Consider the following 25,509-nt stretch of genomic DNA (forward strand, 5'->3'; position numbering starts at 1 on the left):
GCTGCGCGGGGCACGCCGAACGATAGTGCCGCGCCCGGCAGTGGTCCAGTCCAATCCAGCACCTGGTCGGGCAGCGGTCGGACACCCGGGCGCGCGCCCGGACCAGCGGTCCGGAAAGCGCCGCCCGGCCCGGCGGCGATAGAATGCGCACCATGGGAGAGCGCCCCGGCGCGCTCACCGCGCCGCCCCTCGTCCTGGTCACCGACACCGGCTCCCGGCTGATCGACCCGGCCCGGGCCTATCACCTCGGCCGCGACCCGACCAGCGAGATCGTGCTGGACGACCCCCGGGTCTCCTGGCACCACGCGGTCCTGCGCGCCACCGACGGCCACTGGCTGCTGGAGGACGTCGGCAGCACCAACGGCACCTACGACGAGGGCCGACGGGTCGGCCAGGAGGACGTCGGCCCGGGCACCCGGCTGCGCTTCGGCGATCCGGCCGACGGCCCGTCCGCGACCCTCGCCGGCCTGCCCGCCCCCGCCCGGGACGAGCGGCCGTCCCTGGTCGCCCCGCGGACCTCCGCCACCTTCCGCAACCCCAGCTCCGTGCTGCGACTGCCCGGCCGCACCGTACGGATCGGCCGCTTCCCCGACAACGACCTGGTCCTGGACGACCTCGTCGTCTCCCGGCACCACGCCGAACTGCGCGAACTGCCCGACGGCGGCCACGAGATCGTCGACCTGGCCAGCCACAACGGCACCTACCTCAACGGCCGGCCGGTCCGACGGGCCCCGGTCGGCCCGGCCGACATCATCGGCATCGGCCACTCCGCGCTCTGCCTCGCCGACGGCCACCTGGTCGAGTACACCGACACCGGCGAGATCTCCCTGGACGTCCGCGACCTGGTGGTCCGGGTCGGCCCCGACCACCGGGTCCTGCTGGACGGCGTCGGCTTCCCGCTCGCCGAGAAGTCGCTGCTCGCGGTGGCCGGGCCCAGCGGCGCGGGCAAGTCCACCCTGCTCAACGCGCTGACCGGGCTGCGCCCCGCCGACGAGGGCACCGTGCTGTACGACGGACGCGACCTCTACCGCGACTACGCCGAGCTGCGCCGCCGGATCGGCCTGGTGCCGCAGGACGACATCCTGCACACCCAGCTCACCGTCCGGCGCGCGCTGTCCTACGCCGCCGAACTGCGCTTCCCCGGCGACACCGACCGGCAGGAGCGGGAGGCCCGGGTCCGGGAGGTGATCCACGAACTCGGCCTGGACGGCCGGGCCGACCAGGTGATCTCCAGCCTCTCCGGCGGCCAGCGCAAACGGGTCAGCGTGGCCCTGGAGCTGCTCACCAAGCCGTCCCTGCTCTTCCTCGACGAGCCGACCTCCGGCCTGGACCCGGGCATGGAGCGCTCGGTGATGCAGATGCTGCGCGGGCTCGCCGACGACGGCCGCACGGTGGTCGTGGTGACGCACAGCGTGCTGAGCCTGAACGTCTGCGACCGCCTGCTGGTACTCGCCCCGGGCGGGCGGACGGCGTACTACGGGCCGCCCGGCGAGGCGCTCGGCTACTTCGGCTACGAGGAGTGGCCGGAGGCCTTCGAGGCCTTCGAGAACGAGGACCGGGCCGACTGGCAGCGCCGCTTCCTGGCCTCCCCGCAGTACGGGCGGTACGTGACGGCCGAGGCCGCGCCCGTCGTGCCCGCCGTCGCCGGCCCGCGGACAGCCGAACCGCCCTCCGGCGGGCCGGCGGCCGCGCTCGGACGGGAGAAGCCGCAGGGCTGGTTCTCCCAACTGGGCACCCTGGTGCGCCGGTACGCGTCGGTCCTGGCCGCCGACCGGCTGTTCCTCACGATCATGGTGGTGCTGCCGTTCGTCATCGGCCTGATGTGCCGGGCGATGGCCGGCTCCCGCCTCACCCCGGTCAACGCCGTCAACTGCCTGCTCACCCTCTGCATCGGCAGCCTGCTGACCGGCTCCGCCAATTCGGTGCGCGAACTGGTCAAGGAGCGTGCGCTCTACCGGCGCGAGCGGGTGGTCGGGCTGTCCAGATCGGCCTACCTGGTCTCGAAGGTGGTGGTCCTCGGTGTCGTCACGGTGGGTCAGGCCGCGGTGCTCACCGTGGTCGGCCTGGCCGGGGTGGACCTGTCCGCGGCGGTGCCGACCGGCGTGGTGATGCCCCAGCTCCCCGAACTGATCATCGCCGTCGCGCTGCTCGCGTTCTCGGCGATGATGCTCGGCCTGGTGGTCTCCGCGCTCGTGGACAAGGAGGAGGCCACCATGCCGCTGCTGGTGCTCCTCTCCGTCGTCCAGATCGTCTTCAGCGGCCTGATGCTCAAGCTGCACGGCGTCCCGGGGCTGGAGCAGTTCGCCTGGCTGGTCCCGTCGCGCTGGGGCATGTCGGCGATGGCCCGCACGGTGGAACTGCACACGCTCTTCCCGAACGACATCACCGCCGACCCGATGTTCCGGCACGAGCGGTCCGGCTGGGAGTTCAGCATGGTCGTGCTGCCGGTGCTGTCGGCCTTCTACGGGCTGCTGGTGCTGGCGCTGCTGCGACGGCACGAGCCCGCGATCATGCGCAAGTAGCCCCGTGACCGCGCGGCCCCTCCCCGCCGTACCCGACCGTGCCCCGCTGTACCCCGCCGTACCCTGCTGTGCCCGGCCGCCCGGGTCCTGCCCGGTCGGACCCGGGCGCCGACGCCGGGTCGGGCCGGGCCGCCGCCGGTAGAGTGGGAACAGACCTGCGGTGCGAGTCGTGCCGCGCGCGGCGGGGGTCGCGCGGCGGAGGAAATGTAGCCGCCCATGGACGAGTTCGCGTTCCGCCCCACCCACATCGCCCCGCCCGGCGGAATGGCCTCCTGGACGGCCCCGGACCCGGCACGGCCCTCCGCCCGCCTGGACGCGCTGCTCCCGCTGCGGCTGCTCGCCCGCCAGGGCGACTGGGCGCAGGTCCTCTGCTCCAACGGCTGGACCGCCTGGGTGGACGGACGCCTGCTGGTCACCCTCCCGCAGCCGCCGCCCGCAGCCGGGGGCCCGCCCGCCCGGACCGCCGATCCGCGCCCGGCACTCGCCGAGGCCGAGGCCTCACTGGCCCGCTACCGCGCCCTGCTGGAGGACCTCGCGGCGGGCAGCATCGACCTGGAGGCCTTCCGGGAGCGCTCGCGCGGCCGGCGGGTCGGCCTGGTGGTCGACGGGGAGGCCCTGTGGGTGTTCGACCCGGTGCACGACCGCTGGTGCTACTGCGACGGGCTCCAGCTCCAGACGTACGCGGCGACCGACCGTCCCGTCCCGCCCTCCGTGCCGTCGCCCATCCCCTCCGCCGGGGCGACGCCCTCGCCCTCGCCGTCGGACCCGCCCCGGCCCTCGGACGCGCCCACGGACGCGCCCGGGCCCTCGCCCTCGCCGGCGCGCGGCCCGTACGCCCCCACCCAGGCCGGCGAGCCGTGACCCCCGCCGACCGGCCGTCCGCCCCCAGCCTGCCCGCCGGCCTGGTCGGGCGGCGGGTCGCGGGCTACCGGCTGGAGGGCGAGATCGGACGCGGCGGGATGGCGGTGGTCTACCGGGCCAAGGACCTGCGGCTCGGCCGGACCGTCGCGGTCAAGCTGCTGGCCCCCGAGCTGGCCCGCAACGAGGTGTTCCGGCAGCGCTTCATGCACGAGTCGGAGGCCGCCGCCGCGATCGACCACCCGCACATCATCCCGGTGTTCGAGGCGGGCGAGCAGGACGGCATCCTGTTCATCGCGATGCGCTACGTCGAGGGCGGCGACCTGCGCGCCCTGCTCGACCGCAGCGGCCCCTTCCCCGTCGAGCGGGCCACCCGGCTGGCCCTGCAGATCGCCTCCGCGCTGGACGCCGCGCACGGTCACGACCTGGTGCACCGGGACGTCAAACCGGGAAACGTGCTGGTCGCCGCCGGGACGGACAGCGAGCACCCCGAGCACCTGTACCTGGCGGACTTCGGGCTCACCAAGAAGTCCCTCTCGCTGAGCGGGCTGACCAGCGTCGGCCAGATCGTCGGAACGCTGGACTACGCGGCGCCCGAGCAGATCTCCGGCCGGCCGCTGGACGGGCGGTGCGACCAGTACAGCCTCGGCTGCGTGGTGTTCGAGATGCTCGCGGGTGCCCCGCCGTTCCGCCGGGAGAGCGACCTCGCGCTGCTGTGGGCCCACCTCAACGACCCGCCGCCCGCGCTCGACGAGCACCGGCCCGACCTGCCGCCCGCCCTGGCGGCGGTGGTCGCCCGGGCGCTCGCCAAGACGCCCGGCGAGCGGTACCCCGACTGCCTCCGGTTCGTCGCCGAACTGCGCGCGGCGGCCGGGACCGCCGCCGTGCCCGTATCCGGCCCGTGGGGCGGCGGCGGGCCGCCCACCCAGGTCGTCCCGGCGGTCTCCGCCGGCCCGGCCAGAGCGGTGCCGGAGCCGCCGCCCTGGGCCGCACCGGCCGTCCGCCCGCCGCGGTGGTGAGCGTGGTCGCGCGAGCGGTCGGCAGCGCGGGGGCGGGCACGGTCGTGGGCCCGGCGGTGGACGCGGTCGGGAGCGCGGGGGCGGGGGCCGTGCGAACAGCCGTCGAAGGGAGCCGCCCGCCATGGACGCCGTGAGCCAGGTCTTCGCCATGGTCGCCGCCGCGGTCCACCTCATGGCCTGGCCGCTGGAGAGCTTCCTCTACGGGCACCCCCGGGTCCGCTACCTGCTCACCGGCAACACGGCGGACGCCCCCGAGGTCCGGCTGTGGCGTTTCAACGTGGGCTTCTACAACCTGTTCCTGGCCCTCGGCCTGGTCGCCGGACTGGTCCTGCTGCACACCGGGCACCCGGCCTCGGGCCGGCCGGTGATCCTCTACATCGGCGCGTTCCTGGTCGCGGGCGGGACCACCCTGTTCGTCTCGGAGCCCAGACTGTGGCGCGTCGCGCTCTGCCAGGCCGTCCCGGCCGCGATCATCCTTGCCACCGAAGCGTTCTGATGGGTCGTCAGTGGTTTCGCCGCCCTCCGGCAGGGCAACAATCCGCCCTAACCCGCGAGGGTCGCGGCGGCTGGGGGTGGCGACGATGGCCAGGTTCCCGATCGACGACCGGTACGTCGTCGGTCTCGGTTGCAGGGTGAGCGTCGAGCACGGGCCCACCGTGACGAAGGTCCGGTGGAGCATCGCGCACCTGCCGGAGGGCGGCGCGGCCCGGCCCGCCGACCGGGACCGGGAGATCGGCCTGACCTGCCCGCGGTGCATGCGGGCCTTCTCGGTCCGGGTGGAGACCGCCGGCAAGGCGCGGGTGAAGCAGCGGATCCAGCGGGCGCTGGGCTGGCTGCTGCTGCTCTCGCTCCTGGCCACCGTTCCCATGCTGATCCACCTGGGCGGCCAGACCGTCGAGGAGGGCGACGACCAGGCGGTCGGCAACATCGGGCTGCTCTTCACCCTGGCCGCCGTGGCCGGGATCGTGGGCCCGTCGCTGCTGGCCACGGCGGGTCTGCACGACGGGGTCAAGAAGCTCCGGTTCGTCGGTGCCGACGGCCGCAAGTCCGTCTGGGTGAAGGGCCACCGGCTGTTCTGAGCGGTCCGGGGCCCGGTCGCAACGCGTCCACGGGCGGCGGGACGCCGGCGTCACGCCTCTCGCGGGCTCACTGCGCCACCGCGCCCGGGCGGCGTACCCGGGCGGCGAGCAGCGCACCGAGGGCGCCGGTGAGCAGGCCCCAGCCGGCCGCGAGCGGGACGGCGGTCCACAGGGCCGGGCGCAGCGTGAGGCTGCCCCCGCCGAGGCCGGCCAGCGGGTCGGCGCCGCCGAGGACGGAGCCCAGCAGGTCGCCGAGGCCGCCCTGACCGAGGCCGACACCGAGCACGGAGAGCCCGTAGCCGGCGTCCATCCGGGTCCACAGCCCCACCAGCAGGACGGTGACGGCGGTGGCGAGCGCGAACCGTACGGCGTGCTGCCAGAGCCGGACGGTGCGGGGCGACCGACGGGCCGCCAGGAACGCGGCCGCGAGCAGCAGGACGGCGGCCAGCGGCAGCAGCCACCAGGCGCGCGCGTCCTGCCCGGCCAGGGTGCCGAGGTCGACCGTCGCCTGCTGCCCCTTCGGCGCGCGCAGCACCTCGGCGAGCGGCTTGGGGACGGGCAGGCCGAGCGCGCCGACCAGCCGCCCGTGCCACTCGGCGCCGAGGCCGACGCCGAAGGCCAGCCAGACCAGGTCGGGCAGCGCGAGCAGCACCACGGCCAGGGTCTGCCGGGCGTTGCCGTGCACGATCGCGGTCAGCACCCCGGCCACCGCGCCGATCGCCAGGTACGCCAGCAGCACCAGCCAGAGCGCGAACGCGGCTGGTCGGACGGCGAGTTGGTAGCGCACCAGGCCGGCCGGCAGCGGCGCGCGCCGGGACACCGCGAAGACCGCCGCGAGCACCAGCAGCAGCCAGGCGAGCCCGATCCCGATCGTGCTCACGCCCTCCGCGTGGAAGCCGACCTCCGGGGTGAGGCCGAGCGCGCCGCTGATCGACTGCGCGAGGTCACCGCCCAGCGGGACGACGAAGCTGTGCCTGGCCCCGAGGGTGAGCAGCACCAGGGCGAGCACCCAGAGCACCACCGTCCGGACGATCCGGCCGAGCAGTTCGCCGCCGGACGCCACCGCGCGGAAGCGCAGTTGGCGCAGGAACACCTCGGCCATCGCGACCGCGCCGACCAGCGAGACGGTCAGCGGCATGGCACTGATCCCGGCGTCCACGGCGGCGAAGTCGCCCGCGCCGCCGTCGAGTTGGACGGCCCCGCCGACGGCGAGCGCGAGCGTCGCGGCCACCACCGAGGGGAAGCCGCCGTCCGGGAGGTCGCCGGCGCCCGCCAGCCAGAGGCCGAGCGCGGCCACCGCCGCCATCGCGACCAGGCCGGCCAGCACGACGGCCAGCGCGTCCAGCCAGCCGCGGACGGCGCCGGGCGGGCCCGCGGGCCGGGTCGTGGGCTGCTGCATGCCGCCTCCTGGTTGTTCGACGGGACGTTCACCGGACGGCCCGGGCCGGTCGCCCGGTCGCGCACCGGGTCTCACGCCGGGTCGTGCACCGGGCCTTACGCCGGCCACCCGCCGGCCCGCCCGCTCGGGCTGTCCGCTCGGGCCGTCCGATCGGCTTCCAGAGTCGCCGACGGCCGGTCCGCACGCTCGGCGACGGATCGGCGACCTGCTGTTGCGGCGAACCGGGCCCGGGGGGAGAAATGGAAGCCAGTGGCAGGAGCTTCCCATGCCGGTCGTGAGCACCGGCCGCCTGCGAAACGGAGCCTCGATGACCTCCCAACCGCCTCCGTCCGGCCCGCCGGGCGAGCCGCCGTACGGCCCTCCCTCGGGCCCCCCGTCCGGGCCGCTGGCCGGCCCGCCGTCCTCGGGGCCCCCCGGGGGGCCCGGGCCGTCCGGACCCTCCGGACCGACGTCCGGCGGCTCCGGTGGCTCCGGTGGCTCCAACGGTTCCAGTGGCTCCGGCGGCAGACCGCGCACGCCGTGGTGGCGCTCCGGGAAGGGGCTGGCCCTGGCGGCCGGCACCGTGGCGGTGGCCGTGGTGGCCACCGTGCTGATCGTCAACAACCAGGGCAGCCACAACGAGGCCGTCCCGGCCGCGAACGAGGTCGCCCTCCAGGCCCCGGCGGACCCCGGACCGGCCCCGTTCACCCCATCGGTGGAAACCCAGGGGGTGAGTGCCCCCGCGCCCGCCACCTCGCCGGCCCAGCAGCCCGGCGCCACCTCGAAGACCGGCTCGACCGCCGCCCTGCACAGCGTCGAGGGCAGCTCCGCCGGGCTCTACGCCGGGACGATGAGCAAGCCCAGCTGCGACACCGAACGGCTGATCGGGATGGTCTCGGCCGGGGACACCGGGCGCGCCTGGGCCTCGGCGGCAGGCATCGCACAGGCCGACATCCCCGGCTACCTGCGCTCCCTGACCTCCGCCTACCTGCGGGTGGACACCCGGGTGACCAACCACAACTACAAGAGCGGCGTGGTCGTCGAGTACCAGTCCGCGCTGCAGGCGGGCACCGCCGTGCTGGTGGACGCCCAGGGCGTTCCCCGGGTGCGCTGCTCCTGCGGCAACCCGCTGAAGGCGCCGCAGCTGGTGAGCAACGCCAAATACACCGGGAAGACCTGGACGGGGTTCCAGCCGAGCACGCTGATCGTGGTGGTGCCGGCACCGCAGCCGGTGACCCAGATCATCCTGGTGAACATCGAGACCGGCGACTGGTTCTCCCGGATGACCGGGCGGATCGAGATCGTGGACAAGCATGTCGAACCGCCCAAGGGCCCGATGGTGCCCGGCATCCCGCCGCCGGCGCCGTGGAAGCCGTCCACGCCGTCCGCGGGGCCCGGAACCACCCCGCCGCCCTCCGGGTCCTCCTCGGCCACGACCTCGGGTGCCACCACGTCAGGCAGCACGACGTCAGGCTCGACGACCTCGGGTTCGACGACCTCCGGGTCCACGACCTCCGGCTCGACCACGTCGGGCTCCACGACCTCGGGCTCGACGACCTCCGGTTCGACCACGTCGGGTTCCACCACATCGGGATCCACGACCTCCGGCTCCACGACGTCCGGCTCGACCAGCGCGGGCCCGACCAGTTCCTCTCCGGGCGGGCCGTCGTCCGCCACACCCGCCACGGGCACCGCCGCCACGACGAGCACCGGTACCACGAGCACCGGGACGACGACGAGCACCGGCACCACCACGAGCGCCGGTAAGCCGACCGTCACCACCACGTCGGCCGCGGGCACGACCGTCACCCCACCGCCGGCGACCGCGACCTGCGCGACCACGGCACCGTCGACCCTGCCACCGTGTCCGACCGTGGGGAACGCCACGACGGGCTGACCCGGCACCCGGCCCCGACCCCCGCCCACCCCGCTGCCACCGCCGCCCCCCGGCCGGTGGCAGCGGCGCGTCTCAGGGCAGCAGCACCCTCGCGTCGCCCGGCCCGAGCACCCGGCCGTCCGCGGCCCGCACTTCCATCGGGGTGATCGCCCGGCCGGACGCACGGTCCACCAGCCTGGCCCGGGGCTCGCCCTCGGCGAAGAACCAGTGCTCGCCCCACTGGCGCAGCGCGGTGATCACCGGGAACAGCGCACGGCCCTTCTCCGTCAGCACGTACTCCTGGTACGGGCTGCCGTCGGTGGCCGGGGCGAGTTCGAACACGCCGTTGGCGACCAGATTGGTCAGGCGGGCCGAGAGGATGTTCTTGGCGAGGCCGAGGCTCTTCTGGAACTGCCCGAAGCGGCACAGCCCGTCGAAGGCGTCGCGGACGATCAGCAGTGTCCAGCCGTCACCGACGACGTCGAGCGGACGGGCGACCGGACAGCTCGACTCCTCGTGCGTGGTGCGTTTCGGCATCTCTCCCACCTCTCAGCTCTCACTGGACGGCGACCAGCGTACCGACCGGACGCGGCCACCCACTGACGCGGTTGCTTATTGAAACCATGGTATGCCAGGGTGAAGCAGTAGCACTTTGAAACCAGCCGGGCCGCCTACGGCCTCCGGCCCGCTGCCCGCTGCCCGCTGCCCGCTGCCCGAGGGAGTACCGCCCATGGCCTCGCCCACCCGTACGACCGCCCCCGCCACCGCAGCACCCCCGCGCGGCCTGCCACCGACCGTCGCCTGGCTGCTGTCCGTGGCCTGCGGCCTCGCCGTGGCCAACGTCTACTACTCGCAGCCGCTGCTCGACCTGATCGCCCGGGACTACGGCATCGACCCGGCCGCCATCGGCCTGGTCGGCACCCTCACCCAGATCGGCTACGCCCTCGGCCTGCTGCTGCTCGTACCGCTCGGCGACCACGTCAACCGCCGCACCCTGATCACCTCCCAGCTCGGCCTGTCCGTCCTCGCCCTCGCCGCTGTCGCCCTCGCTCCCTCCGCGCCGCTGATGCTCGCCGCGATGGCCCTCGTCGGCGTGCTCGCGGTCGTCGCCCAGGTCGTCGTCGCCTACTCCGCCTCGCTCGCCGCGCCGGGCGACCAGGGCCGGGTGGTCGGCACGGTGACCAGCGGCATCGTGGTCGGCATCCTGCTCGCCCGCACCATCGCCGGCACCATCGGCGACCTGGCCGGGTGGCGCGCCGTCTACATCGCCTCCGCCGTGGCGACCGCCGCCATGGCCCTCGCCGTCGCGGCCGCCGTCCCGTCCGAACGGCGACGCACCGCCGAACGGATCGGCTACCTCCGGCTGGTCGGCTCGGTGTTCACGCTCTTCGCCCAGGAGCGGGTGCTCCGCGTCCGGGCCGTCCTCGCCCTGCTCACCTTCACCTCCATCACCGTCCTGCTCACCCCGATGGTCCTCCCGCTCGCCGCGCCCCCCTTCGAACTCAGCCACACCCAGATCGGCCTCTTCGGCCTCGCCGGCGCCGCCGGAGCCCTCGGCGCCGGGTACGCGGGCCGGCAGGCCGACCACGGCCGGGCCGAACGCACCGCGGGCCTCGGCCTGGTGGCGATGCTGGCCGGCTGGCTGCCGGCCGCGCTGCTGCCGCACTCGGTGTGGTGGCTGGTGCTCGCCATGGTGGTGGTCGACTACGGCCTGCAGTCCGTGCACGTCGTCAACCAGCACCTCCTCTACCAGGTCCGCCCCGAGGCCCAGAGCCGCCTGACCGCCGGCTACATGCTGCTCTACTCCGCCGGGTGCGCCGTCGGCGCGATCCTCTCCACCGTCGTCTACGACCACGGCGGCTGGACAGCCGTCTGCCTCCTCGGCGCCGCCACCAGCCTCGCGGCGCTCGTCACCTGGTGGGCGGCCACCCGCCGCTGACCGCCGCTCAGGCCGTCGCTCGGGCCGGCCCTCAGGCCTCGAACAGCGGCACGTCCGCCGTCGGCGGCACCGGCTCGAGGACGTCGCGCAGGGACCGTATGCCCTGCCGCCAGGCCGCCGCCTCCCCCGTTTCGTCCCACAGCTCCGCCAGCTCCGACTCCTCCGCCACCACCCGGTCGAGCGCCTCCACCGCGAGCGCCCGCAGCTCGGCGGCCAACGGCGGCAGCGCCTCCTTGGGACCGTAGGCGGTCGTCACCGCCGCACCGCCCGGGCACTGCGCCGCCACCAGGGCCGCCGCCGCCACCGCCTGGGCGCCCTCACTGTCGTCCAGGAACTCCCCCGCCCGGGCGGCGCGCAGCAGCACCTCCCGGAGGAGCGCCTCGCGCTCGCCCTGCGCCGTGTCGTCGAGGTCGCCCCCGAAGTCCGCCGCCGTGTCGTTGTCGAAGTGCCCGATGTCCCAGGTACCCATGCCGATCCCCTCGCCTCCCCACGCCCGCCCTTCGCGTTCGTGTGCGACGGATGCTTGCACACAGGACTGACAACCGGCCCCGGCCGCGAATATTCGCTGGTCAACGAGGCGCCGACGGGGCACAGTGCCGCCATGACCACCAATCAGGGCAGCAGTCGGGGCAGCAGTCAGGGCACCGACCGGGGGCTGGACCGGGACGGGTACATCGCACGGGAGGGCTCGCTCGACCGGGTGCCCGCGGAGTTCGCGCCGGTGGTCCAGGCCGCCCGGGAGCGGATCGCCGGAGCCTTCGGCCCCGAGCGGCTGCACAGCGCCTACCTCTACGGCAGCATCCCGCGCGGCACCGCCGTCCCCGGCACCTCCGACCTCGACCTGCTGCTCGCCCTGCACCACGGCCCCACGGCGGCGGACCGGGCCGACGCCGACGCCCTGGAGGCGGCGCTCGACGCCGGGTTCGCGCAGGTCGACGGGGTCGGCGTGCTGCTCTTCGACACCGGCACCCTGCTCGGCGACCTCGAACGCCACGACCTGGGCTGGTTCGTCGCCTGCCTCTGCACACCGCTGCTCGGCGAGGACCTCGCCGCACGGCTCCCCCGCTACCGCCCCACCTCCCTGCTCGCCCGGGAGACCAACGGCGACCTGGGCCTCGCCCTCCCGGGCTGGCGCGAACGCGCGAGCGCCGCCGCCACGGACGCCGAACTCCGCGCCCTCACCCACGTGGTGGCCCGCCGCGTCGTCCGCACCGGCTTCACCCTGGTGATGCCCGGCTGGGGCGGCTGGACCAGCGACCTCACCGCCTCCGCCGAGGTCTTCGCCGCCCACTACCCCGGCCGGGCCGACCAGATGCGCCGCGCCGCCGCCACCGCCCGCACCCCCGGCGCGGACCGGGCCGCCCTCGCCGTGCTCATCGACGACCTCGGCCCGTGGCTGGCGGCGGAGTACGCCGCCGTCCACGGCCCGAAGGCCCCTCGCCCCTGACCCGCCGGCTGACCGGCCCGACCTGCCCGACCTGCCCGACCTGCGACCGCGACCCGCGGACCGGCTGGACCGGCTGGACCGGCTGGACCGGCCTCAGTCCACGCAGGGGATCCCCCCCGCCTTCACGGCGGGCCCCTGCATCGGCAGGCCCGCCGCCGGGTCCGCCGACGGGTCAGCCGACGCGGCGGCGCCGCTCGGCGCGGTGGGGCTCGGAGTGCGGGTCACGGCGAGGGTGAGCAGGATGCGCCCGGCCGGAACGGCGCCGGAGGCGGTGGCGTTGACGCCGTAGCGGGTGGCGAGCTGCTGGGCGTCGGACTTCGCCCCGGTGCCGTAGGCCACCGTGGTGGCCCGGGTCCTGGCGGGGGCGTCGCCGATCCTGCCCGCCTGGTAGCCGAGTTCGGCCAGGGCCTTGGACTCGTTGGACGCGGCGCCCGCGCCGGCCGCCGCGTTGACGTCGACCACCGCCTTCGGCGGCCCGGTCGGCGAGGCCGGGGCGGAGGCGGCGGCGGAGGGAGAGGGGCCGGGGTCGGTCGGGGCGTCTCCGGACGGCGCCGGGGCGGCCGGGGCCGGCTCGTGGTTGAACAGCTGGCGGACGATCTTCTTGATCAGGTCCGGGTTGACGGTGTTGACCTCCTGCCCGCCGACCGTCTTGAACCCGGCGATCGGCAGGGTGTTGAACTCGACGTTGCCGCCCGTCAGGTTGGGCGCCTGCTGGGCGAAGTCGAGGATGTTCCACTCGTTGTCGATGACGACGTCCTTCTTCACCACCCCGAACAGCTTCTGCATCTGCCCGAAGTCGTTCAGGATCCCCTGCTGTTTGAGCCGGTACTCGACGGAGGAGATGAATGCCTGCTGCCGGTGGGTGCGGTCGAGGTCGCCGTTGGTGAGGTGGTGGCGCTGGCGGACGAAGGAGAGCGCCTGGGCTGCGTTGAGGGAGCTGATCCCGGCCGGGAGCTTGAGTCCGGTGCCGCCGCCCTCGTGGGTGGCGGTCCGGGCGATGATCGGGTCGTCCACCGGGTGGTTGAGGCAGACCTGGATCGGCTCGACCGCCTTGGCGATGTCGTAGAAGCCGATCAGGTTCACCTCCGCGAAGTGGTCGATCGGGACGTCCAGGAAGCTCTGCACGGTCTGGATGGTGGCCGAGCGCCCGGCCTCCCGGCTCTGCCGCTCCAGGTCCGCCTTGGAGAGCCCCTTGCCGGACAGTTTCTGCTCGGCGGCCTCCTTGGCGATGCCGTAGGCCTCCTTGATCTTGTGCATCCGGCCGTCGGCGCCGACGGTCTGCACGTAGTCGTCGCGCGGGACGGACAGCGCGGTGACCTTGCCGCCGTTGGCCGGGATGTGCAGCACGATCAGGGCGTTGGTGTTGTAGCCGCCGATCTCGCTGGAGCCGGCGTGCAGTTCGTCCTCCACGAACTGCTTGGGCAGGTCGTTGCCGTCCATGTCCTTGCGGCTGTCGAGGCCGATCAGCAGCAGGTTGACGGACTTGTCGAGGTGCGGGGGGGCGTTCTTCTTGGCCTCGCTCAGCGCCGTGGACTTGATCATGCCGTCGTCCAGGCTGCGGTACTCGTACCAGGTGAAGCCGCTGGCCCCGAGGACCGCGATCGAGACGGTGCAGGCCAGGGTGCGCCCGGCGAGCGTCAGCGGGGCCGCGCCGCGGCGCGGGGCCCGGCCGCGCCCGGTGCCGGGCCGGCCCGGGCGCCCCCGGCTCCGGCCCGCCTCACGGCCTCCGTCACGGCCTCCGTAGCGCTCAGCCACGACGGCTCCTTCCGGCCGGTGTGCCCGCACCGCCGGGTCGTCGGCGGGCGAGCACGGCCCGTCGGCGGTCGGCGACCGCCCGGCCCACGGCCACCGCCAGCGCCACGCCCACCGCGGCGGCCATGACCGGGAACGCCCCGACCACCCAGCGCAGTGCGCCGGTGCCGAGGTTCTTGCCCTGGTACGCGTCGGGGTGCGCCGCGTACTCGATGCCCGCGGTGAGGAGCAGCACCACGACCGGAGCGGCCGTCACCACCCACCAGCGGCCCGCGCGGCTGCACACCGCGGCCGCGCCGGCCGTCCCGAGCACCGAGCCCACCGCGAAGAGGATGCCGACGCCGGGCCCGCCGAGTTCGTCCGCGATGCCGCCCAAGGCGGGCAGCCCGACCGCCGAGACCGCCGCCACCACCGCGCCGCGCCGCCGCGCCTGCTGCCTGCGGCGTGCCGTCCCGGGCCGCGGCGCGCGGGCCGGCCGCTCCGCGTGGTCCGCCCCGGTTTCCGCCGCGTCGCCCTGGCCGCCGGTCGCGTGGGAGCGCTGGGCGGGGAAGGCACGGTCCTCGGTGCGCGGTCCCGCGTCCTGGTACGGCGTTCTCGCCCGCTGGCCGGCCATGCGCACTTCCCTCGATCGTTGCGGCTGCGGCGGCGCGATCGCACTGCCGCGAGTGCCGGGACGTCGTCGGTCCCGGCGGCGGTCCCGTCCTCTACACCCCTGTAGAAGATGGGCTGGAGCATACAAACCCATTTCAGCAAAGTCACCCGCCGCCGTCCGGCAGCAGGCGAACCGTCCGGCGGACCGTCGTTAGGATGGTCATGATCCCCGCCACGTCGGCACACCATCAGGAACGCATCAGAGGAGCAGAGCGTCACCATGTTTGAGAGTCTGAAGAACCTCGCGGACAAGGCCACCGACCTCGCCCGCGACCACGGCGACGTGATCGGACAGGGCCTGGAGAAGGTCGGCGACGCCATCGACGACCGCACGGACGGCAAGTACAGCGGGCAGATCGACACCGGCGTCGAGAAGGCGAAGGACTTCCTGCGCAACCTCGACGGCGACCAGAAGCCCGCCGAGTAGCCTGCCGCAGGACACGGTCAGCCGCACGACGGCCGAACGGACGCGCGAACGAACGGGGAGGGGGCGGCAGCGGTGAGCAAGGAGAACAAGGGGCCGGGCTGGGGGCAGTGGCTGGTGCTCACCGTCGCGGTCGTGGTCGGCCTGGGCCTCCTGCGCGGCAACGGCCACGACGACGCGGCCTCCGCCGGCCCCTCCCCGACCGCCGCCGCCACCGCCCCCTCCGGCGGCCCGTCCGCCGGTGCCGCGCCGTCGGCCGGCCCCGGCGCCAAGCCGTCGAAGCCCTCGGGGCCCTACGACCCGGCCGACTACGCGGCTCCGGTCCGCCAGTACGCCGCCGAGGCCGGGGTCTCCCCCCAACTGCTGATGGCGATCCTCTACAACGAGTCGTACAAGCCGCACGACCCCGAGCTCGAACGGGCCTGGCAGCGCAGCAAGCCGGACGCCTCCTTCGGCATCGCCAACATGCACCGGGCCGCCTTCGACGACACCAAGCCCGGCCGGCCCTTCGCCTCCCGCGAGTGGGAGGAGCTCCCGGACGACCGCGGCCTCGCCGTCCAGGCCGCCGCCTGGCACCTGCACGACCTCGCCGCACAGCTCCCCGCCCGCCCGAGCGTGCCGCTGACCCGCGAGGAGCTGATGGCCCTCGGCTACAACGCGGGCGCGGGCAACATGCTGGCCTTCGCCCGGGGCGTCAAGATCGGCCCCCAGGCCCAGTCCTACCTGGACCGCCTGCGCGACAACTGGACGAAGTCCGGCGACGCCGTGAAGTAACGGCGCGCCGTGACGGCATGACGTGACGGCGCGATGTGGCGATGTGGCGACGCGACATGACGGTCCGGAGGCTCCGGGCCCGCGCCGCACGGTCGCGGCGGCGGCAGGCCCGGGCCCGGCCGGTCAGGCCCCCAGGTGGGCCGCCCACTTGGCGCGCCAGGCGAGCGCGTCGGCGACGCCCTCGGCGATCCCGCGCTCGGGCTTCCAGCCGAGGAGTTCGCGGGCGGTGTCGACGGCGGCGTAGCAACCGATCACGTCACCGGGGCGCGGGCCCGCCTCCCGGACGTCGAGCTTGGCACCGACGGCCTGTTCGAAGGCGGCGATCAGCTCGCGGACGGTGGTGCCGTCGCCGGTCCCCAGGTTGATCACCCGGTAGCGGTCCGCCGCGTCCGGGGCGAGCACCCCGTCGAACCGGAGCAGCGCCGCGACGTGCGCCTCGGCGAGGTCCTGGACGTGGATGTAGTCGCGGATCCCGGAGCCGTCGCGGGTCGGCCAGTCGACGCCGGTCACGGTGAACGGGGCGCCGGTGCCGTGCGCCTCGATCAGCTTCCCGAGGGCGTGGGTGGGGTTGAGGTCCTGGAGGCCGGTACGCAGCTGCGGGTCGGCGCCGATCGGGTTGAAGTACCGCAGGGTGATGACCCGCTGGCGTTCGGCGCCCTCGCCCCGGGTCCAGTCCTGGAGCACCTGCTCCATCATCTGCTTGGTGCGCGCGTACGGGCTGTTGGCCTCGACCGGGCTGCTCTCGTCGACCAGGGCATCGGGGGTGGGCGCGTAGATGGAGGCGGAGCTGCTGAAGACGACGCGGGTGCAGCCGTTCCGCTGGAGGGAGTCCAGCAGTTCGACGGTCTTGGCGACGTTCTCCCGGTAGTAGTGGAGCGGCCTGGCCACCGACTCCGGCACGACGATCTTCGCGGCACAGTGCACGGTGGCGTCGATCTCCGGGTGCTCCGCGAAGATCCGGTCGACCAGGGCGGCGTCCGCGATGTCGCCCCGGTAGAAGACCCGGCCCTCGACGAACTCCGCCCGGCCCTTGGAGAGGTCGTCCAGCACCACCGGGACGATCCCCCGGTCGAGCAGGGCGGACGCCACCGTGCTGCCGATGAACCCGGCACCGCCGGTGATCAGGACCTTCTTCATACGCGGCTGCTCCCTTGCGTCGGCCGGGCACCGGATGGAGCCCGATGACCGTAAGGGACGCCCGTTCGTGCCGGACCGGTTCCCCGCCGATGCCCCGGAGGCGCGCCGCTCAGGCCCGACGGCGGCGCAGCCAGAGGCCGGTGCCGACCAGGAGGACGGCCGCGGCGGCGGTGCCGATCGCCGCCCACGTCGTGGCGTCGGAGGTGGTGGCACCGCCGGGTTCGGCCGTGGTCCGGCGCGCCGGGCCGACGGTGGCCTCCTGCCCCACGGAGGCCGCCTGCTCGGGCGCGGGCGCCCGCTCGGGCACGGGTGCGACGCCCGCCGTCACCTCGGGGACCGGCGCCGTGCCCGCGGGCGCGGGATCGTCGATGACGGCGTCCGCGACGTCGAGTTCGCGCTGGGCGTGGCCCAGCGAGGGGAAGGCGCAGTCCACGGTCACCTGCCAGTGGCCGGCCGGGAGGATCTCCCGGGTGGTGTAGGTCCCCGGCCGGTCCTGGACGGTGACCAGCCGCCAGGGGCCGACCGTCCGGCCGTCGGCCGCGGTGGCGGAGAGCGTGCCGGCGAAGTCCTCGGTGACCGGGTCGTGGTCGTTCTCCCAGGTGGCCACGGTGCTGACGTGGCCGTTCCGCTGGCCGGTGACATCGAGGTGGACGCTGTCGCCGTGGGCGGCGGCGGGTACGGCGGCGGGCAGGACGGCGGCTGCGGCGAGGGCGGCGACGGCAAGGAGCGGACGGGTTCTCATGGGGCATTCCTCGAGCGGTGTGGGGGCAGGGCACGGGGTGCGTCCGCGGGGCCTCACGCCCTCACGGGCCGGGGCGACTCACGGACTCGGGCTTGCGGACGTGCGGGCTTGCGGGCCTGCGGACATACGGGCTTGCGGTATCTGCCGGCCTACGAGGTCTTCAGCAGCGACCAGTTCTGGTCCGGCCGGCCGTTCGCCTGCTGAAGTTCCAGCAGCCAACCACCGTAGTACCAGCGGTCGCTGAGCCCCAGCAGAAGCGAGCCACCGTCCGTCGAAATGGTGAACCCGCCTTCGTTCGCGGCGAGTTGCCACTTCTGGGCGGTCGCGTCGGAGCACGACTGCTGGGCGACGTACTGCCCGGCCACCGGGGCGCCGCCGAGTTGCAGGCACTTGCCGGAGCGCGCGGACCTGATCCGCACCGCGCCGTTCCCGGCGTCCTCGAACTGCCACTTCTGGTTGGCGTACCCGGTGCGCTGGTAGGCGATGGCCACGGTGCCGTCGTTCGTCGAGCTGCCCCACAGGTCGGCGGCCTGGCCGGTCAGCCCGTTGACCATGGTGTACCGCGCGCCCGGCTGCGGGCGTCCGGCGTCGGCGGCGGTACGGAAGGTCGCGGACCGGCCGGCCTTGCCGACGGCCCCGGTGGCGTCGCGGACGGCCACGGCCACGGTGTACGAGGTGCCGGGAGCGAGCCGGACCACGCCGACCACGGTCGAACGGACGGTGCCGATGGTCTGGCCGTTCAGCAGGACGTCGTAGCCGGCCGCCCCCGGGACGGCCTTCCAGCTCAACACGGCCGAGTTCTGGGTGACTTGGGTGACGCCCACCTCGGGGCCCGCACTGCCCGGGCCCGGGGTCGGGGTCGGAGTCGGGGTCGGCGTGTGGGTCGGCGTGTGGGTCGGGGTCGGCGAGGCGGTCGGGCTCGCGGTCGGCGACGGGGAGCCGGTCGGCGTGGCGGTGGAACCGCCGGTGGGCGTCGGGGAGGGCGAGGGCGTGCGGGTCGCGGTGGGCGACGCGGTCGGGCCGGGAGTCGGGTCCGGCCCGGTGCCGCCGCCGGCGATGAGGAAGCGGTTGCCGGCGACGTTCCAGTGCGTGGCCAGGTAGCTTCCGGGCGAGGGAGCGGTGTTGTAGTAGTCGTCGTGGTTGCAGTCGAGCCGGTCGTCATGGGCGCGGTCCGGGCAGACGATCCGCATCTGTGGGTAGTCGGGGGCGTCCGAGTAGCACATGATGTCCCACTCGTCGGTGCAGTGCCCGGCCTTGCTGGAGTTCGGCGCGCTGTTGTTCACCGCGCCCAGGTTGTGGCCGAGTTCGTGCGCGGCGGTGCTGCCGCTCCAGCACCCGGAGTCGGTCCGGCCGTACGAGGGCCCGAAGTTGCTGAGGTTGTCCTGCCCGGGGCGCTCGTCCCCGGCGAAGGTGCCGATGCCGCAGTACACCTTGGCGTCGGTGAACATCATGTACTTGCGGTCCTTGCGGTTGAACCCCTGCGCGGCGAGCGCGCGGTTGCTCGCGCTGAAGTCCCGGATCTCGGCGTCGGAGATCTGCACGTTCAGCACCGAGGCACTGCAGTCCGCCTCGGTGACGAAGCGGACGTGCCGCTCGCCGCCGGTCTCCGCGGCGCTGGCGTTGTAGATCACGTCGACGTCGGCGGCCCACTTCTTGAACGAGGGCAGGTACTGGGCGAACCGGTCGTTGCCCGGGGTGTGCACGTACACCACCTGGACGCGGTTGCCGCCGCTGCCGTCACCCTCGCAGACCAGCGCCGACCCGGCGGGCGCGGCCGGGGCGGGATCCGCGGCGGCGCTGCCGGAACCACCGAGCAGCGCCTTCCGCGTGGCGTCCAGGACGGGTGCGGCGCCCTTCAGCAGATCGGCGGCGGCGGGCGGCCGGGCGCCGGGTGCCGGGGTGAGTACGGGCGCGGCGACGGCCGGGGCCGCGACGGGTGCGACGTCCTGCCGGATGTCCACGCCCTTGGGCGGCACGTCCGGGCCGTGGCTGCACTGGCTGCTGCCGGTGACCTCCAGCGTGCCGGCGCAGCGGTCGCCGCTCGGCAGGCTCAACCCCGCGTAGACCAGGCCGCGTTCGGGCTGGTCCTTGGGTATCGCCGTCAGCGGGACGGGCTTCTCGTCCCGCTTCGGGGCGGGTGCCCGGGTGGCCCCTTCGGCGGTGCCGGTGTCCCCTGCGCCGCCGTCGTCGCCGCCCTGCCCGGCCTGCGACCCCGAGTGGTCGGCCGCGCCCTCCGCCGCCGTCACGGCGCTGTGCACGGCCGTCGGCTCCAGCGCGGTGCGGATGCCGAGCGTCCCCGCCACCAGCCCGGCCGCCACCGCCGCGGCGACCAGGGCGCTCCTGCGGGTGAGCCTGCGGCGCTTGCGCCGGCGAAGCTCGCTGCTCCGGTGTCCCATCGCGTTCCTCTCCTCGTGCGACGGCCCGTGCCCTGTGGTGGGGGGCTCGGGCCTTCCGACACTCCGGAGAGCGGAGGGGGCGTCCGGGAATAACAGAAACCGCTTGCGAAATTCCTCGACGCGTTCGACCGGTTCGACGCGTTCGTCCGGCGCGGCCACGGCAGGCGACGGGCGGCAGGCAACGGGCGGCGGACGGCAGGCAGCGGTCGGCGAGCGGCGGGAACGCGGCGACCTCGCGCCACGGGCGGACGCGGGCAGGAGTGGGCCGGGGAGCACACGCGCGAAGCGCGCACTCCCCGGCACGGGGTGGTGGCGGCCACCCGGACGGAGCCCCGGGGCCGGAGGGCCTTGGTGGCTCCGTCTGCCGTGACGGAATGCTAGACCTGTCCGGGAGCGTCGGCCAGAGCCCTGACCAGGAGATTTTCCGCCCCGGACATGCCATCGCCATCCGGCATATGACGGACCGTCACACATCCCGCGCGAGCCGGCACGGGCCCGGGGGGCACACGGCCGACGGTCAGGCCGCGACCGTCACCGCCCGGGCGTCCAGGGCGGCCGCCCCGGCGGCACCGCAGCCGCCGTGCAGCCGGGCCAGCGCGCCCGCCAGCGCGGCGCGGTCCCCGGCGAGCCACAGGCGCAGGGCGGCGGACAGCGCGGCACTGGCCGGCCCGGCCGCCGGCCCGCCGGTCCGGGCGAGCCGCTCGCCGAGCAGCGGCAGCAGGTCCGCGACCGGCGCGGGCAGCCACAGGGTCAGCGCGAAGGGCGCCGGCCGGGACAGGACGAGCAGCAGCGGCAGGACGGACGTGTCGTCATGCAGCGCGGGGATGACCTCCAGCAGGCCGTCCACCGCCACGTCGGAGACGTCGCCGCCGTGCCCGCGCGCGAGCTCGCGCAGCAGTGCCCGCTCGGCGGCGGTGATCCGGACGGTCAGCATGACTTCGTCGCAGTCCATGGTCCCGGCCCCTGTCGTGGAGTTCGTGGAGTACTGGAGTTTCGTGGGAGTGCTGGAGTTCCTGGGCGTACTGGAATTCCTGGGCGTGCCGCAGTTCGTGGAGTGCCGGAGTTCACGGCACCCCCGCGTGCGCGGGGAGTGCCGGCGTGCAGTCGTCTCGTAGCCGTGTCAGTCCCGTTCCACCAGGGTTCCTGCCCCGATCCGGCTGCCCGACACCGGTTCGATCAAGCCGTAATGGCCGTCGTAGCGCCGGTAGAGCACCCGGATCCGGCCGTCGCCCGGGTCGGTGTGGCCCAGGAAGGGGCGGCCGGTGAGCCAGAGCCGGCGGGCCGCCTCGGCGAGGTCGAGCGGCGGCAGCGCGTCGGTGCCCGCCGCGCACGGCTCGACGACTCCGCCCGGCCGGCCGCGCTGCACCAGGCTGTCCCGGCCGGTCGCGAGGTCCACGAAGAGCTGGAACCGCCGGTCCAGCGCGAGGAGTTCGCGGGTGGCCTGGCCGGGGGTGCGGCGGGCGAGCGCGACGGCCTTGTGCCGGGCGATCCGCCGCTGGGCCAGCGGGCGGAAGGCGAACTGCGGGCGGTACGCGCTCTCGTACGTGACGGCGAAGCCGATGTCGCCCTGCTCGCGGAGCCGGACGGCGCGCCCAGCGAGCGTCCCGAGCACCAGGTCGACGGATTCCTGCGGGGTCCTGGTGGCCAGTTGCACCCGGACCGGCCCGACGCCGGCCAGTTCGACGTCCGCCTGGGCGAGCGCGGACCTGGTGACCGACCGGTCGCGCACCCGGGTGAGCCGCAGGCGCAGCGCGTGGGCGTCGGGGCCGAGGGCCGTGGCCGTGTCGAGCGCCCGGGCCCGGGCGTACTCGGCGTCCTCGCGCGGCAGCTCGCCGCGGATCTCCACCCGGACGTCGAGCGCGGGCCGGTGGCGCAAACGGGTCATCGGGATCCTCCTTCTCCGCCACCATGCTCGCGTTCGCACGGCCGTGCGGCGAGGGTCCAAAGACCCTGCGCACGGGGCCGGTCGGGCTCCTTCCGGCCGATGGCATCCGCGCAGGTCAACCCGGCTCTCCGAAGAGGCACGGAAGGGTCACCGCGATCGGCCGTTGGAGTGATCCACCGGCATTCGGCGGAACGCCCGTGGACCCGGCGCGTTTGCCATGGAGTGCGCCCTCCTGCGGGGGTGCGCGCGGGACCCGCGCTGGCCGGTCCCCCGCCTCGCGGCCGACCCGCCGGTGCCCCTCCCGGTACCGCCGCGTCGCCCCCCTGTGAGAGGTAGTGTCATGACCCTGACGACCGAGACCCGGAAGCGGATCGTCCCCCCGAGAACCGCCCCGCGCCCTTCCCCGCTGGCCCGCTCCGCCGTACCACCGCTCGCCCCCGGCGCGCTCCCCGGCCTCGGGCACGCCACCGCCCTGCTCCGCGACCCGCTGGGCTTCCTCGGCTCCCTCGCCCGCCACGGCGGCGTGGTCCGGATCCGCCTCGGCCCGCGCACCGTCTGCGTGGTGACCGACGCCCGGCTGGTCCACACCCTGCTCGTCGCACTCGCCTACGACTGCCCGCGCGGCGCCGTCCAGGACACCCTCAAGACGGCCTTCGGCGACGGCCTGCTGATGTCCGAGGGCCAGGCCCACCGCGACCGGCGCCGGATCATCCAGCCCGCCTTCGCCCCGGACCGGATGGGCGAGTACCTGGCCGTCATGCACCAGGTCACCGAGGAGCGGGCCGGGCGCTGGCGAGCCGGCCAGGTGCTCGACGTGGCCAAGGAGATGAACCACCTCGCGCTGGAGATCGTCACCCGCTCGCTCTTCGACGCCCGGCTCAGCGAGGACGCCACCGTCGCCTTCCACCAGGCGCTGCCGGACCTGGTGAAGGGCCAGATCGTCCAGTCCCTCTACCCGCACCCGGCGCTCGCCCGGGTGCCGCTGCCCGTCAACCGGCGCTTCGAGTCCGCCGTGCGGGTGCTCAACCAGGTCGTCGACCAGGCCGTCAACGGCCGTGCGCCGGGCCCGCGTTCCGAGACCGCCCGGCACACCCTGCCCGCCCTGCTGCGCGCCGCGACCGACCCGGCCACCGGCCTTCCGCTGACCGAGGCCGACGTCCGGTCCGAGGCAATCACCATGTTCGGCGCGGGCACCGAGACCGTCTCCACCACACTGACCTGGCTGCTCGACGAACTGCTGCGCCACCCCGGGGTGGAGGCCCGGGTCCTGGCCGAGCTCGACGAGCACCTGCCCGCCGGCACCGCCCCCACCCCCGAGGCGCTGGCCCGCCTCACGTACACCCGCAGCGTCACCCAGGAGGTGGTGCGGCTGCACGCGCCGAACGCCTTCCTGATGCGCACCGCCGAGGCCCCGGTCGAGCTCGGCCCGTACCGGATCCCGGCCGGCACCGAGCTGCTGTACAGCCTCACCGCGCTCCACCGCGACCCGGTGCGCTACCCGGAGCCGCTCGCCTTCCGGCCCGAGCGCTGGCAGGACGGCGGCGGCAGCGGGCGGCCGTCCTTCCTGCCCTTCGGGGCGGGCAAGCACAAGTGCATCGGCGAGGCCTTCGCCTGGGCGGAACTGACGGTCGCGGCGGCGGCGATCCTGCGCCGCTGGCGTCCGGCGGCGGTGCCGGGGTCACGGGCCCGGGAGGTGGTCTGGACCACCGTCCAGGCGCAGGGGCTGCGGGTCCGGCTGGCCCCGCGCGAGCCGCGGGCGGCCGGCCGGGAGCGCGCCTCCGGCGGGCAGCGGAAGGCCGCCGGGGAGTGCGCACCCGGCGGCGAGCGGAGATCGGGCGACGAGCGCACGGCACCCGGGGGCGGTCCGACCCCCTCGCCCGGCGGCACCGGGCCCGGCACCGAACGGCCCGGAGCCGAACGACGCGGCACCGAATGGCTCGGAGCCGAACGGCCCGGCACCGAACGGCCCGCGCCGGGGTGCCCGTTCGCCGCCGCCGCACGGCCCTCCGACCTGCCCGCCACCGGCCCCGCGACCACCCCCACGTCCCCGCCCGTGCCGGCGCGCCTGCCGGGCGAACTGCGCGCCGCCGCCGACCGGCACGCCGACTGGGCGGTCCGCCACGGCCTGCTCGCCCCGTCCGAGCTGCCCGGCTACCGGGCCTACGCCCTGCACGAGCTGATCGGCCACTCCTTCCCCCGGGTCCGGGGCGCCGAACTCGACCTGCTGGTCGACATGCTGGGCTGGTTCACCATCCTCGACGACCGGTTCGACGGCCCGCCCGGACGCCGCCCCGCCGAGGCCCACGCCCTGGTCGACCCACTGATCGCCCTCCTCGACGGCAACCGCACCCCGCCGGAGAGCCGGCTCCTCGCCTCCTGGCGGGAACTGTGGGACCGCCAGACCGCCTCGATGTCCCCGGCCTGGCGCGCCCGGGCGGCCCGCGAGTGGCAGTCCTGTCTGGCCACCTTCCCCGCCGAGGCCGACCACCGCGCCCGCGGTACCGTGCCCGCCCACGGCCTCGGCCTGACCGACACCATGCGACTGCGCCGACACGGCAGCTGCCTCTACCCGTTCATGAACATACTGGAACGGGTCCACGGCACCGACGCCCCGGCCGCCCTGCACGCGGAGCCCGCTCTGCACCGCCTGCGCGCCAACACCGCCGACGCCGCGACGCTGATCAACGACCTCTACTCACTGGACCGGGAGGAGCGGCAGACCGCGGCCGCCTTCAACACCGTGCTCACCCTCCAGCGGGCCCGTCACTGCACCCGTAGCCGGGCCGTACGGGCCGTCCGGGAGCGGGTGGCGCGACTGCGCCAGGAGAGCGAGGAGCTGCGCCTCGAACTCCAGCGCCGCCACCCGGCGGGGCGGTGGTACCTGGACGGCACCCGGGAGCTCGTCGCCGGCGTGCAGGCGTGGACCAGTACCAGCGACCGCTACCTGGTCCGGGACGACGACGGGCGGCGGCGCTGAGCCGGACGGCAGCGGACGGCGGGCGGCGCCGGGCCTCGCGCCCCCGCCGTCCCCGGCCGGGCCGCCTCCGGCCGGGTTGCGTGCCGTCGGGCTACTTGCGGCCGCCGAGCGCGAACAGCAGCAGCACGAAGCCGGCGAAGAGGTGCGTGGCGAAGATGTAGATGCCCGCGCGGATCATCATCGCCTTGCGGCGCCGCTTCTCCTCGCTCGTGCTGTCGCTCATGGCGGGTTGTTCTCCTCGGGTCGGGCAGGCGGGCCGGGGCGCGGCTCAGCGGGGCAGCCGACCACCGGGGGCGCGCAGCTCGGTGAGCAGCGCGCCCTGGTCGGTGATCAGTTCGGTCAGGATCCGGCGCGCCGCGCGCAGCAGGTCGGCGACGTCCGGGGTGCTGAGCGCGTACACCACCGTGTTGCCCTCGCGGGTGGCGGTGACCAGCCGGGTGCGGCGCAGCACCGCGAGCTGCTGGGAGAGGTTGGACGGCTCGATCTCGATCTCCGCCAGCAGCTCGCGCACCGGCCGGGGTCCGTCCTGGAGCAGTTCCAGGACCCGGATCCGCACGGGGTGGCCGAGGGTGCGGAAGAACTCGGCCTTGGCCTGGTACAGCGGGACCGGCATCGTCCGCGTCTCTCCCTCGGGTCCGGTTCGGTGGTCGTTC

At 74.9% G+C, this 25,509-nt stretch carries 23 protein-coding genes; 11 read left to right on the forward strand and 12 right to left on the reverse strand.

Going from position 1 to position 25,509, the window contains the following annotated elements:
* Positions 1-152: 152 nt before the first annotated feature.
* The 5 genes from ACFQ6N_RS26695 to ACFQ6N_RS26715 all read left to right on the forward strand — a co-directional run bounded on the left by ACFQ6N_RS26695 (position 153) and on the right by ACFQ6N_RS26715 (position 5,478).
* Positions 153-2,522 carry an FHA domain-containing protein gene (locus ACFQ6N_RS26695; protein WP_380653964.1) on the forward strand — a complete coding sequence of 790 codons (2,370 nt, stop codon included), beginning with the start codon at positions 153-155 and terminating at the stop codon, positions 2,520-2,522.
* A 216-nt stretch (positions 2,523-2,738) separates the two neighbouring features.
* A complete protein-coding gene (locus ACFQ6N_RS26700; protein ID WP_380653967.1) occupies positions 2,739-3,383 on the forward strand; it encodes a hypothetical protein in 645 nt (214 codons plus the stop codon).
* Positions 3,380-4,399 carry a serine/threonine-protein kinase gene (locus ACFQ6N_RS26705; RefSeq protein ID WP_380653970.1) on the forward strand — a complete coding sequence of 340 codons (1,020 nt, stop codon included), beginning with the start codon at positions 3,380-3,382 and terminating at the stop codon, positions 4,397-4,399. The genes ACFQ6N_RS26700 and ACFQ6N_RS26705 overlap by 4 nt, the downstream gene beginning before the upstream one ends.
* A 121-nt stretch (positions 4,400-4,520) precedes the next feature.
* A complete protein-coding gene (locus ACFQ6N_RS26710; protein ID WP_380653973.1) occupies positions 4,521-4,895 on the forward strand; it encodes a DUF1304 family protein in 375 nt (124 codons plus the stop codon).
* An 85-nt stretch (positions 4,896-4,980) separates the two neighbouring features.
* Complete coding sequence (locus ACFQ6N_RS26715) at positions 4,981-5,478, forward strand: hypothetical protein (RefSeq protein WP_380653975.1); 498 nt, start codon at positions 4,981-4,983, stop codon at positions 5,476-5,478.
* A gap of 67 nt (positions 5,479-5,545) precedes the next feature.
* On the opposite strand, the gene ACFQ6N_RS26720 is transcribed toward ACFQ6N_RS26715, so the two are convergent.
* Positions 5,546-6,877: a streptophobe family protein gene (locus ACFQ6N_RS26720; RefSeq protein WP_380653977.1), complete on the reverse strand. Its 1,332-nt coding sequence runs from the start codon at positions 6,875-6,877 to the stop codon at positions 5,546-5,548.
* Between the two features lie 577 nt (positions 6,878-7,454).
* Between ACFQ6N_RS26720 and ACFQ6N_RS26725 the strand changes: the two genes are divergently transcribed.
* The gene (locus tag ACFQ6N_RS26725; RefSeq protein WP_380653980.1) at positions 7,455-8,753 is read left to right on the forward strand and encodes a DUF6777 domain-containing protein; all 1,299 of its coding nucleotides are present in this window, start codon (positions 7,455-7,457) and stop codon (positions 8,751-8,753) included.
* A gap of 72 nt (positions 8,754-8,825) precedes the next feature.
* On the opposite strand, the gene ACFQ6N_RS26730 is transcribed toward ACFQ6N_RS26725, so the two are convergent.
* Positions 8,826-9,269: a winged helix-turn-helix transcriptional regulator gene (locus ACFQ6N_RS26730; RefSeq protein ID WP_380653982.1), complete on the reverse strand. Its 444-nt coding sequence runs from the start codon at positions 9,267-9,269 to the stop codon at positions 8,826-8,828.
* A 193-nt stretch (positions 9,270-9,462) separates the two neighbouring features.
* Here ACFQ6N_RS26730 and ACFQ6N_RS26735 point away from each other — a divergent pair, with 193 nt between their 5' ends.
* Positions 9,463-10,671, forward strand: a complete 1,209-nt coding sequence (locus tag ACFQ6N_RS26735; RefSeq protein WP_380653985.1) for an MFS transporter — start codon at positions 9,463-9,465, stop codon at positions 10,669-10,671.
* 31 nt (positions 10,672-10,702) lie between these two features.
* Here the strand turns inward: ACFQ6N_RS26735 and ACFQ6N_RS26740 are convergent, their stop codons facing one another.
* Positions 10,703-11,140, reverse strand: coding sequence for a DUF4259 domain-containing protein (locus tag ACFQ6N_RS26740; protein WP_380653988.1), 438 nt, complete (start codon positions 11,138-11,140; stop codon positions 10,703-10,705).
* Positions 11,141-11,272: 132 nt separating this feature from the next.
* Here ACFQ6N_RS26740 and ACFQ6N_RS26745 point away from each other — a divergent pair, with 132 nt between their 5' ends.
* Positions 11,273-12,118: a nucleotidyltransferase gene (locus tag ACFQ6N_RS26745; RefSeq protein ID WP_380653990.1), complete on the forward strand. Its 846-nt coding sequence runs from the start codon at positions 11,273-11,275 to the stop codon at positions 12,116-12,118.
* 93 nt (positions 12,119-12,211) lie between these two features.
* On the opposite strand, the gene ACFQ6N_RS26750 is transcribed toward ACFQ6N_RS26745, so the two are convergent.
* Positions 12,212-13,873, reverse strand: a complete 1,662-nt coding sequence (locus ACFQ6N_RS26750; protein ID WP_380653993.1) for an LCP family protein — start codon at positions 13,871-13,873, stop codon at positions 12,212-12,214.
* The gene (locus ACFQ6N_RS26755) at positions 13,866-14,483 is read right to left on the reverse strand and encodes a DUF6542 domain-containing protein (protein WP_380653996.1); all 618 of its coding nucleotides are present in this window, start codon (positions 14,481-14,483) and stop codon (positions 13,866-13,868) included. Before ACFQ6N_RS26755 ends, ACFQ6N_RS26750 begins: the two co-directional genes overlap by 8 nt.
* Before the next feature lie 258 nt (positions 14,484-14,741).
* Here ACFQ6N_RS26755 and ACFQ6N_RS26760 point away from each other — a divergent pair, with 258 nt between their 5' ends.
* Complete coding sequence (locus ACFQ6N_RS26760) at positions 14,742-14,948, forward strand: antitoxin (RefSeq protein ID WP_380653998.1); 207 nt, start codon at positions 14,742-14,744, stop codon at positions 14,946-14,948.
* Between the two features lie 72 nt (positions 14,949-15,020).
* A complete protein-coding gene (locus tag ACFQ6N_RS26765; protein WP_380654000.1) occupies positions 15,021-15,719 on the forward strand; it encodes a transglycosylase SLT domain-containing protein in 699 nt (232 codons plus the stop codon).
* A 123-nt stretch (positions 15,720-15,842) separates the two neighbouring features.
* Here the strand turns inward: ACFQ6N_RS26765 and galE are convergent, their stop codons facing one another.
* The 5 genes from galE to ACFQ6N_RS26790 all read right to left on the reverse strand — a co-directional run bounded on the left by galE (position 15,843) and on the right by ACFQ6N_RS26790 (position 21,879).
* Entirely contained in the window at positions 15,843-16,856 is a 1,014-nt protein-coding gene (galE, locus tag ACFQ6N_RS26770) for a UDP-glucose 4-epimerase GalE (protein ID WP_380654003.1), read from the reverse strand.
* Positions 16,857-16,965: 109 nt separating this feature from the next.
* Positions 16,966-17,598 (reverse strand): hypothetical protein, encoded by a 633-nt coding sequence (locus tag ACFQ6N_RS26775; RefSeq protein ID WP_380654006.1) that lies wholly within the window; start codon positions 17,596-17,598, stop codon positions 16,966-16,968.
* A gap of 149 nt (positions 17,599-17,747) precedes the next feature.
* Positions 17,748-19,994, reverse strand: coding sequence for an RICIN domain-containing protein (locus ACFQ6N_RS26780; protein ID WP_380654009.1), 2,247 nt, complete (start codon positions 19,992-19,994; stop codon positions 17,748-17,750).
* A 517-nt stretch (positions 19,995-20,511) separates the two neighbouring features.
* On the reverse strand, positions 20,512-20,946 hold the full coding sequence (locus tag ACFQ6N_RS26785; protein WP_380654011.1) for a hypothetical protein: 435 nt from the start codon (positions 20,944-20,946) through the stop codon (positions 20,512-20,514).
* A 168-nt stretch (positions 20,947-21,114) separates the two neighbouring features.
* Positions 21,115-21,879, reverse strand: a complete 765-nt coding sequence (locus ACFQ6N_RS26790; RefSeq protein WP_380654013.1) for a sigma 54 modulation/S30EA ribosomal C-terminal domain-containing protein — start codon at positions 21,877-21,879, stop codon at positions 21,115-21,117.
* 340 nt (positions 21,880-22,219) lie between these two features.
* Here ACFQ6N_RS26790 and ACFQ6N_RS26795 point away from each other — a divergent pair, with 340 nt between their 5' ends.
* On the forward strand, positions 22,220-24,856 hold the full coding sequence (locus ACFQ6N_RS26795) for a cytochrome P450 (RefSeq protein WP_380654016.1): 2,637 nt from the start codon (positions 22,220-22,222) through the stop codon (positions 24,854-24,856).
* 91 nt (positions 24,857-24,947) lie between these two features.
* On the opposite strand, the gene ACFQ6N_RS26800 is transcribed toward ACFQ6N_RS26795, so the two are convergent.
* On the reverse strand, positions 24,948-25,079 hold the full coding sequence (locus ACFQ6N_RS26800) for a DUF6126 family protein (protein ID WP_380654019.1): 132 nt from the start codon (positions 25,077-25,079) through the stop codon (positions 24,948-24,950).
* A 45-nt stretch (positions 25,080-25,124) separates the two neighbouring features.
* Positions 25,125-25,469 (reverse strand): ArsR/SmtB family transcription factor, encoded by a 345-nt coding sequence (locus ACFQ6N_RS26805; RefSeq protein WP_380654021.1) that lies wholly within the window; start codon positions 25,467-25,469, stop codon positions 25,125-25,127.
* Between the last annotated feature and the right edge of the window lie 40 nt (positions 25,470-25,509).

The sequence above is a fragment of the Kitasatospora sp. NPDC056446 genome (assembly GCF_042796115.1).
Classification (GTDB): domain Bacteria; phylum Actinomycetota; class Actinomycetes; order Streptomycetales; family Streptomycetaceae; genus Kitasatospora.

Coding starts and splice junctions, on each gene's coding strand:
- ACFQ6N_RS26700 (WP_380653967.1), top strand. CDS start 2,739: ATGGACGAGTTCGCGTTCCGCCCCACCCACATCGCCCCGCCCGGCGGA.
- ACFQ6N_RS26710 (WP_380653973.1), top strand. CDS start 4,521: ATGGACGCCGTGAGCCAGGTCTTCGCCATGGTCGCCGCCGCGGTCCAC.
- galE (WP_380654003.1), bottom strand. CDS start 16,856: ATGAAGAAGGTCCTGATCACCGGCGGTGCCGGGTTCATCGGCAGCACG.
- ACFQ6N_RS26785 (WP_380654011.1), bottom strand. CDS start 20,946: ATGGACTGCGACGAAGTCATGCTGACCGTCCGGATCACCGCCGCCGAG.
- ACFQ6N_RS26730 (WP_380653982.1), bottom strand. CDS start 9,269: ATGCCGAAACGCACCACGCACGAGGAGTCGAGCTGTCCGGTCGCCCGT.
- ACFQ6N_RS26735 (WP_380653985.1), top strand. CDS start 9,463: ATGGCCTCGCCCACCCGTACGACCGCCCCCGCCACCGCAGCACCCCCG.
- ACFQ6N_RS26790 (WP_380654013.1), bottom strand. CDS start 21,879: ATGACCCGTTTGCGCCACCGGCCCGCGCTCGACGTCCGGGTGGAGATC.
- ACFQ6N_RS26775 (WP_380654006.1), bottom strand. CDS start 17,598: ATGAGAACCCGTCCGCTCCTTGCCGTCGCCGCCCTCGCCGCAGCCGCC.
- ACFQ6N_RS26695 (WP_380653964.1), top strand. CDS start 153: ATGGGAGAGCGCCCCGGCGCGCTCACCGCGCCGCCCCTCGTCCTGGTC.
- ACFQ6N_RS26745 (WP_380653990.1), top strand. CDS start 11,273: ATGACCACCAATCAGGGCAGCAGTCGGGGCAGCAGTCAGGGCACCGAC.
- ACFQ6N_RS26760 (WP_380653998.1), top strand. CDS start 14,742: ATGTTTGAGAGTCTGAAGAACCTCGCGGACAAGGCCACCGACCTCGCC.
- ACFQ6N_RS26805 (WP_380654021.1), bottom strand. CDS start 25,469: ATGCCGGTCCCGCTGTACCAGGCCAAGGCCGAGTTCTTCCGCACCCTC.
- ACFQ6N_RS26755 (WP_380653996.1), bottom strand. CDS start 14,483: ATGGCCGGCCAGCGGGCGAGAACGCCGTACCAGGACGCGGGACCGCGC.
- ACFQ6N_RS26740 (WP_380653988.1), bottom strand. CDS start 11,140: ATGGGTACCTGGGACATCGGGCACTTCGACAACGACACGGCGGCGGAC.
- ACFQ6N_RS26715 (WP_380653975.1), top strand. CDS start 4,981: ATGGCCAGGTTCCCGATCGACGACCGGTACGTCGTCGGTCTCGGTTGC.
- ACFQ6N_RS26780 (WP_380654009.1), bottom strand. CDS start 19,994: ATGGGACACCGGAGCAGCGAGCTTCGCCGGCGCAAGCGCCGCAGGCTC.
- ACFQ6N_RS26795 (WP_380654016.1), top strand. CDS start 22,220: ATGACCCTGACGACCGAGACCCGGAAGCGGATCGTCCCCCCGAGAACC.
- ACFQ6N_RS26720 (WP_380653977.1), bottom strand. CDS start 6,877: ATGCAGCAGCCCACGACCCGGCCCGCGGGCCCGCCCGGCGCCGTCCGC.
- ACFQ6N_RS26800 (WP_380654019.1), bottom strand. CDS start 25,079: ATGAGCGACAGCACGAGCGAGGAGAAGCGGCGCCGCAAGGCGATGATG.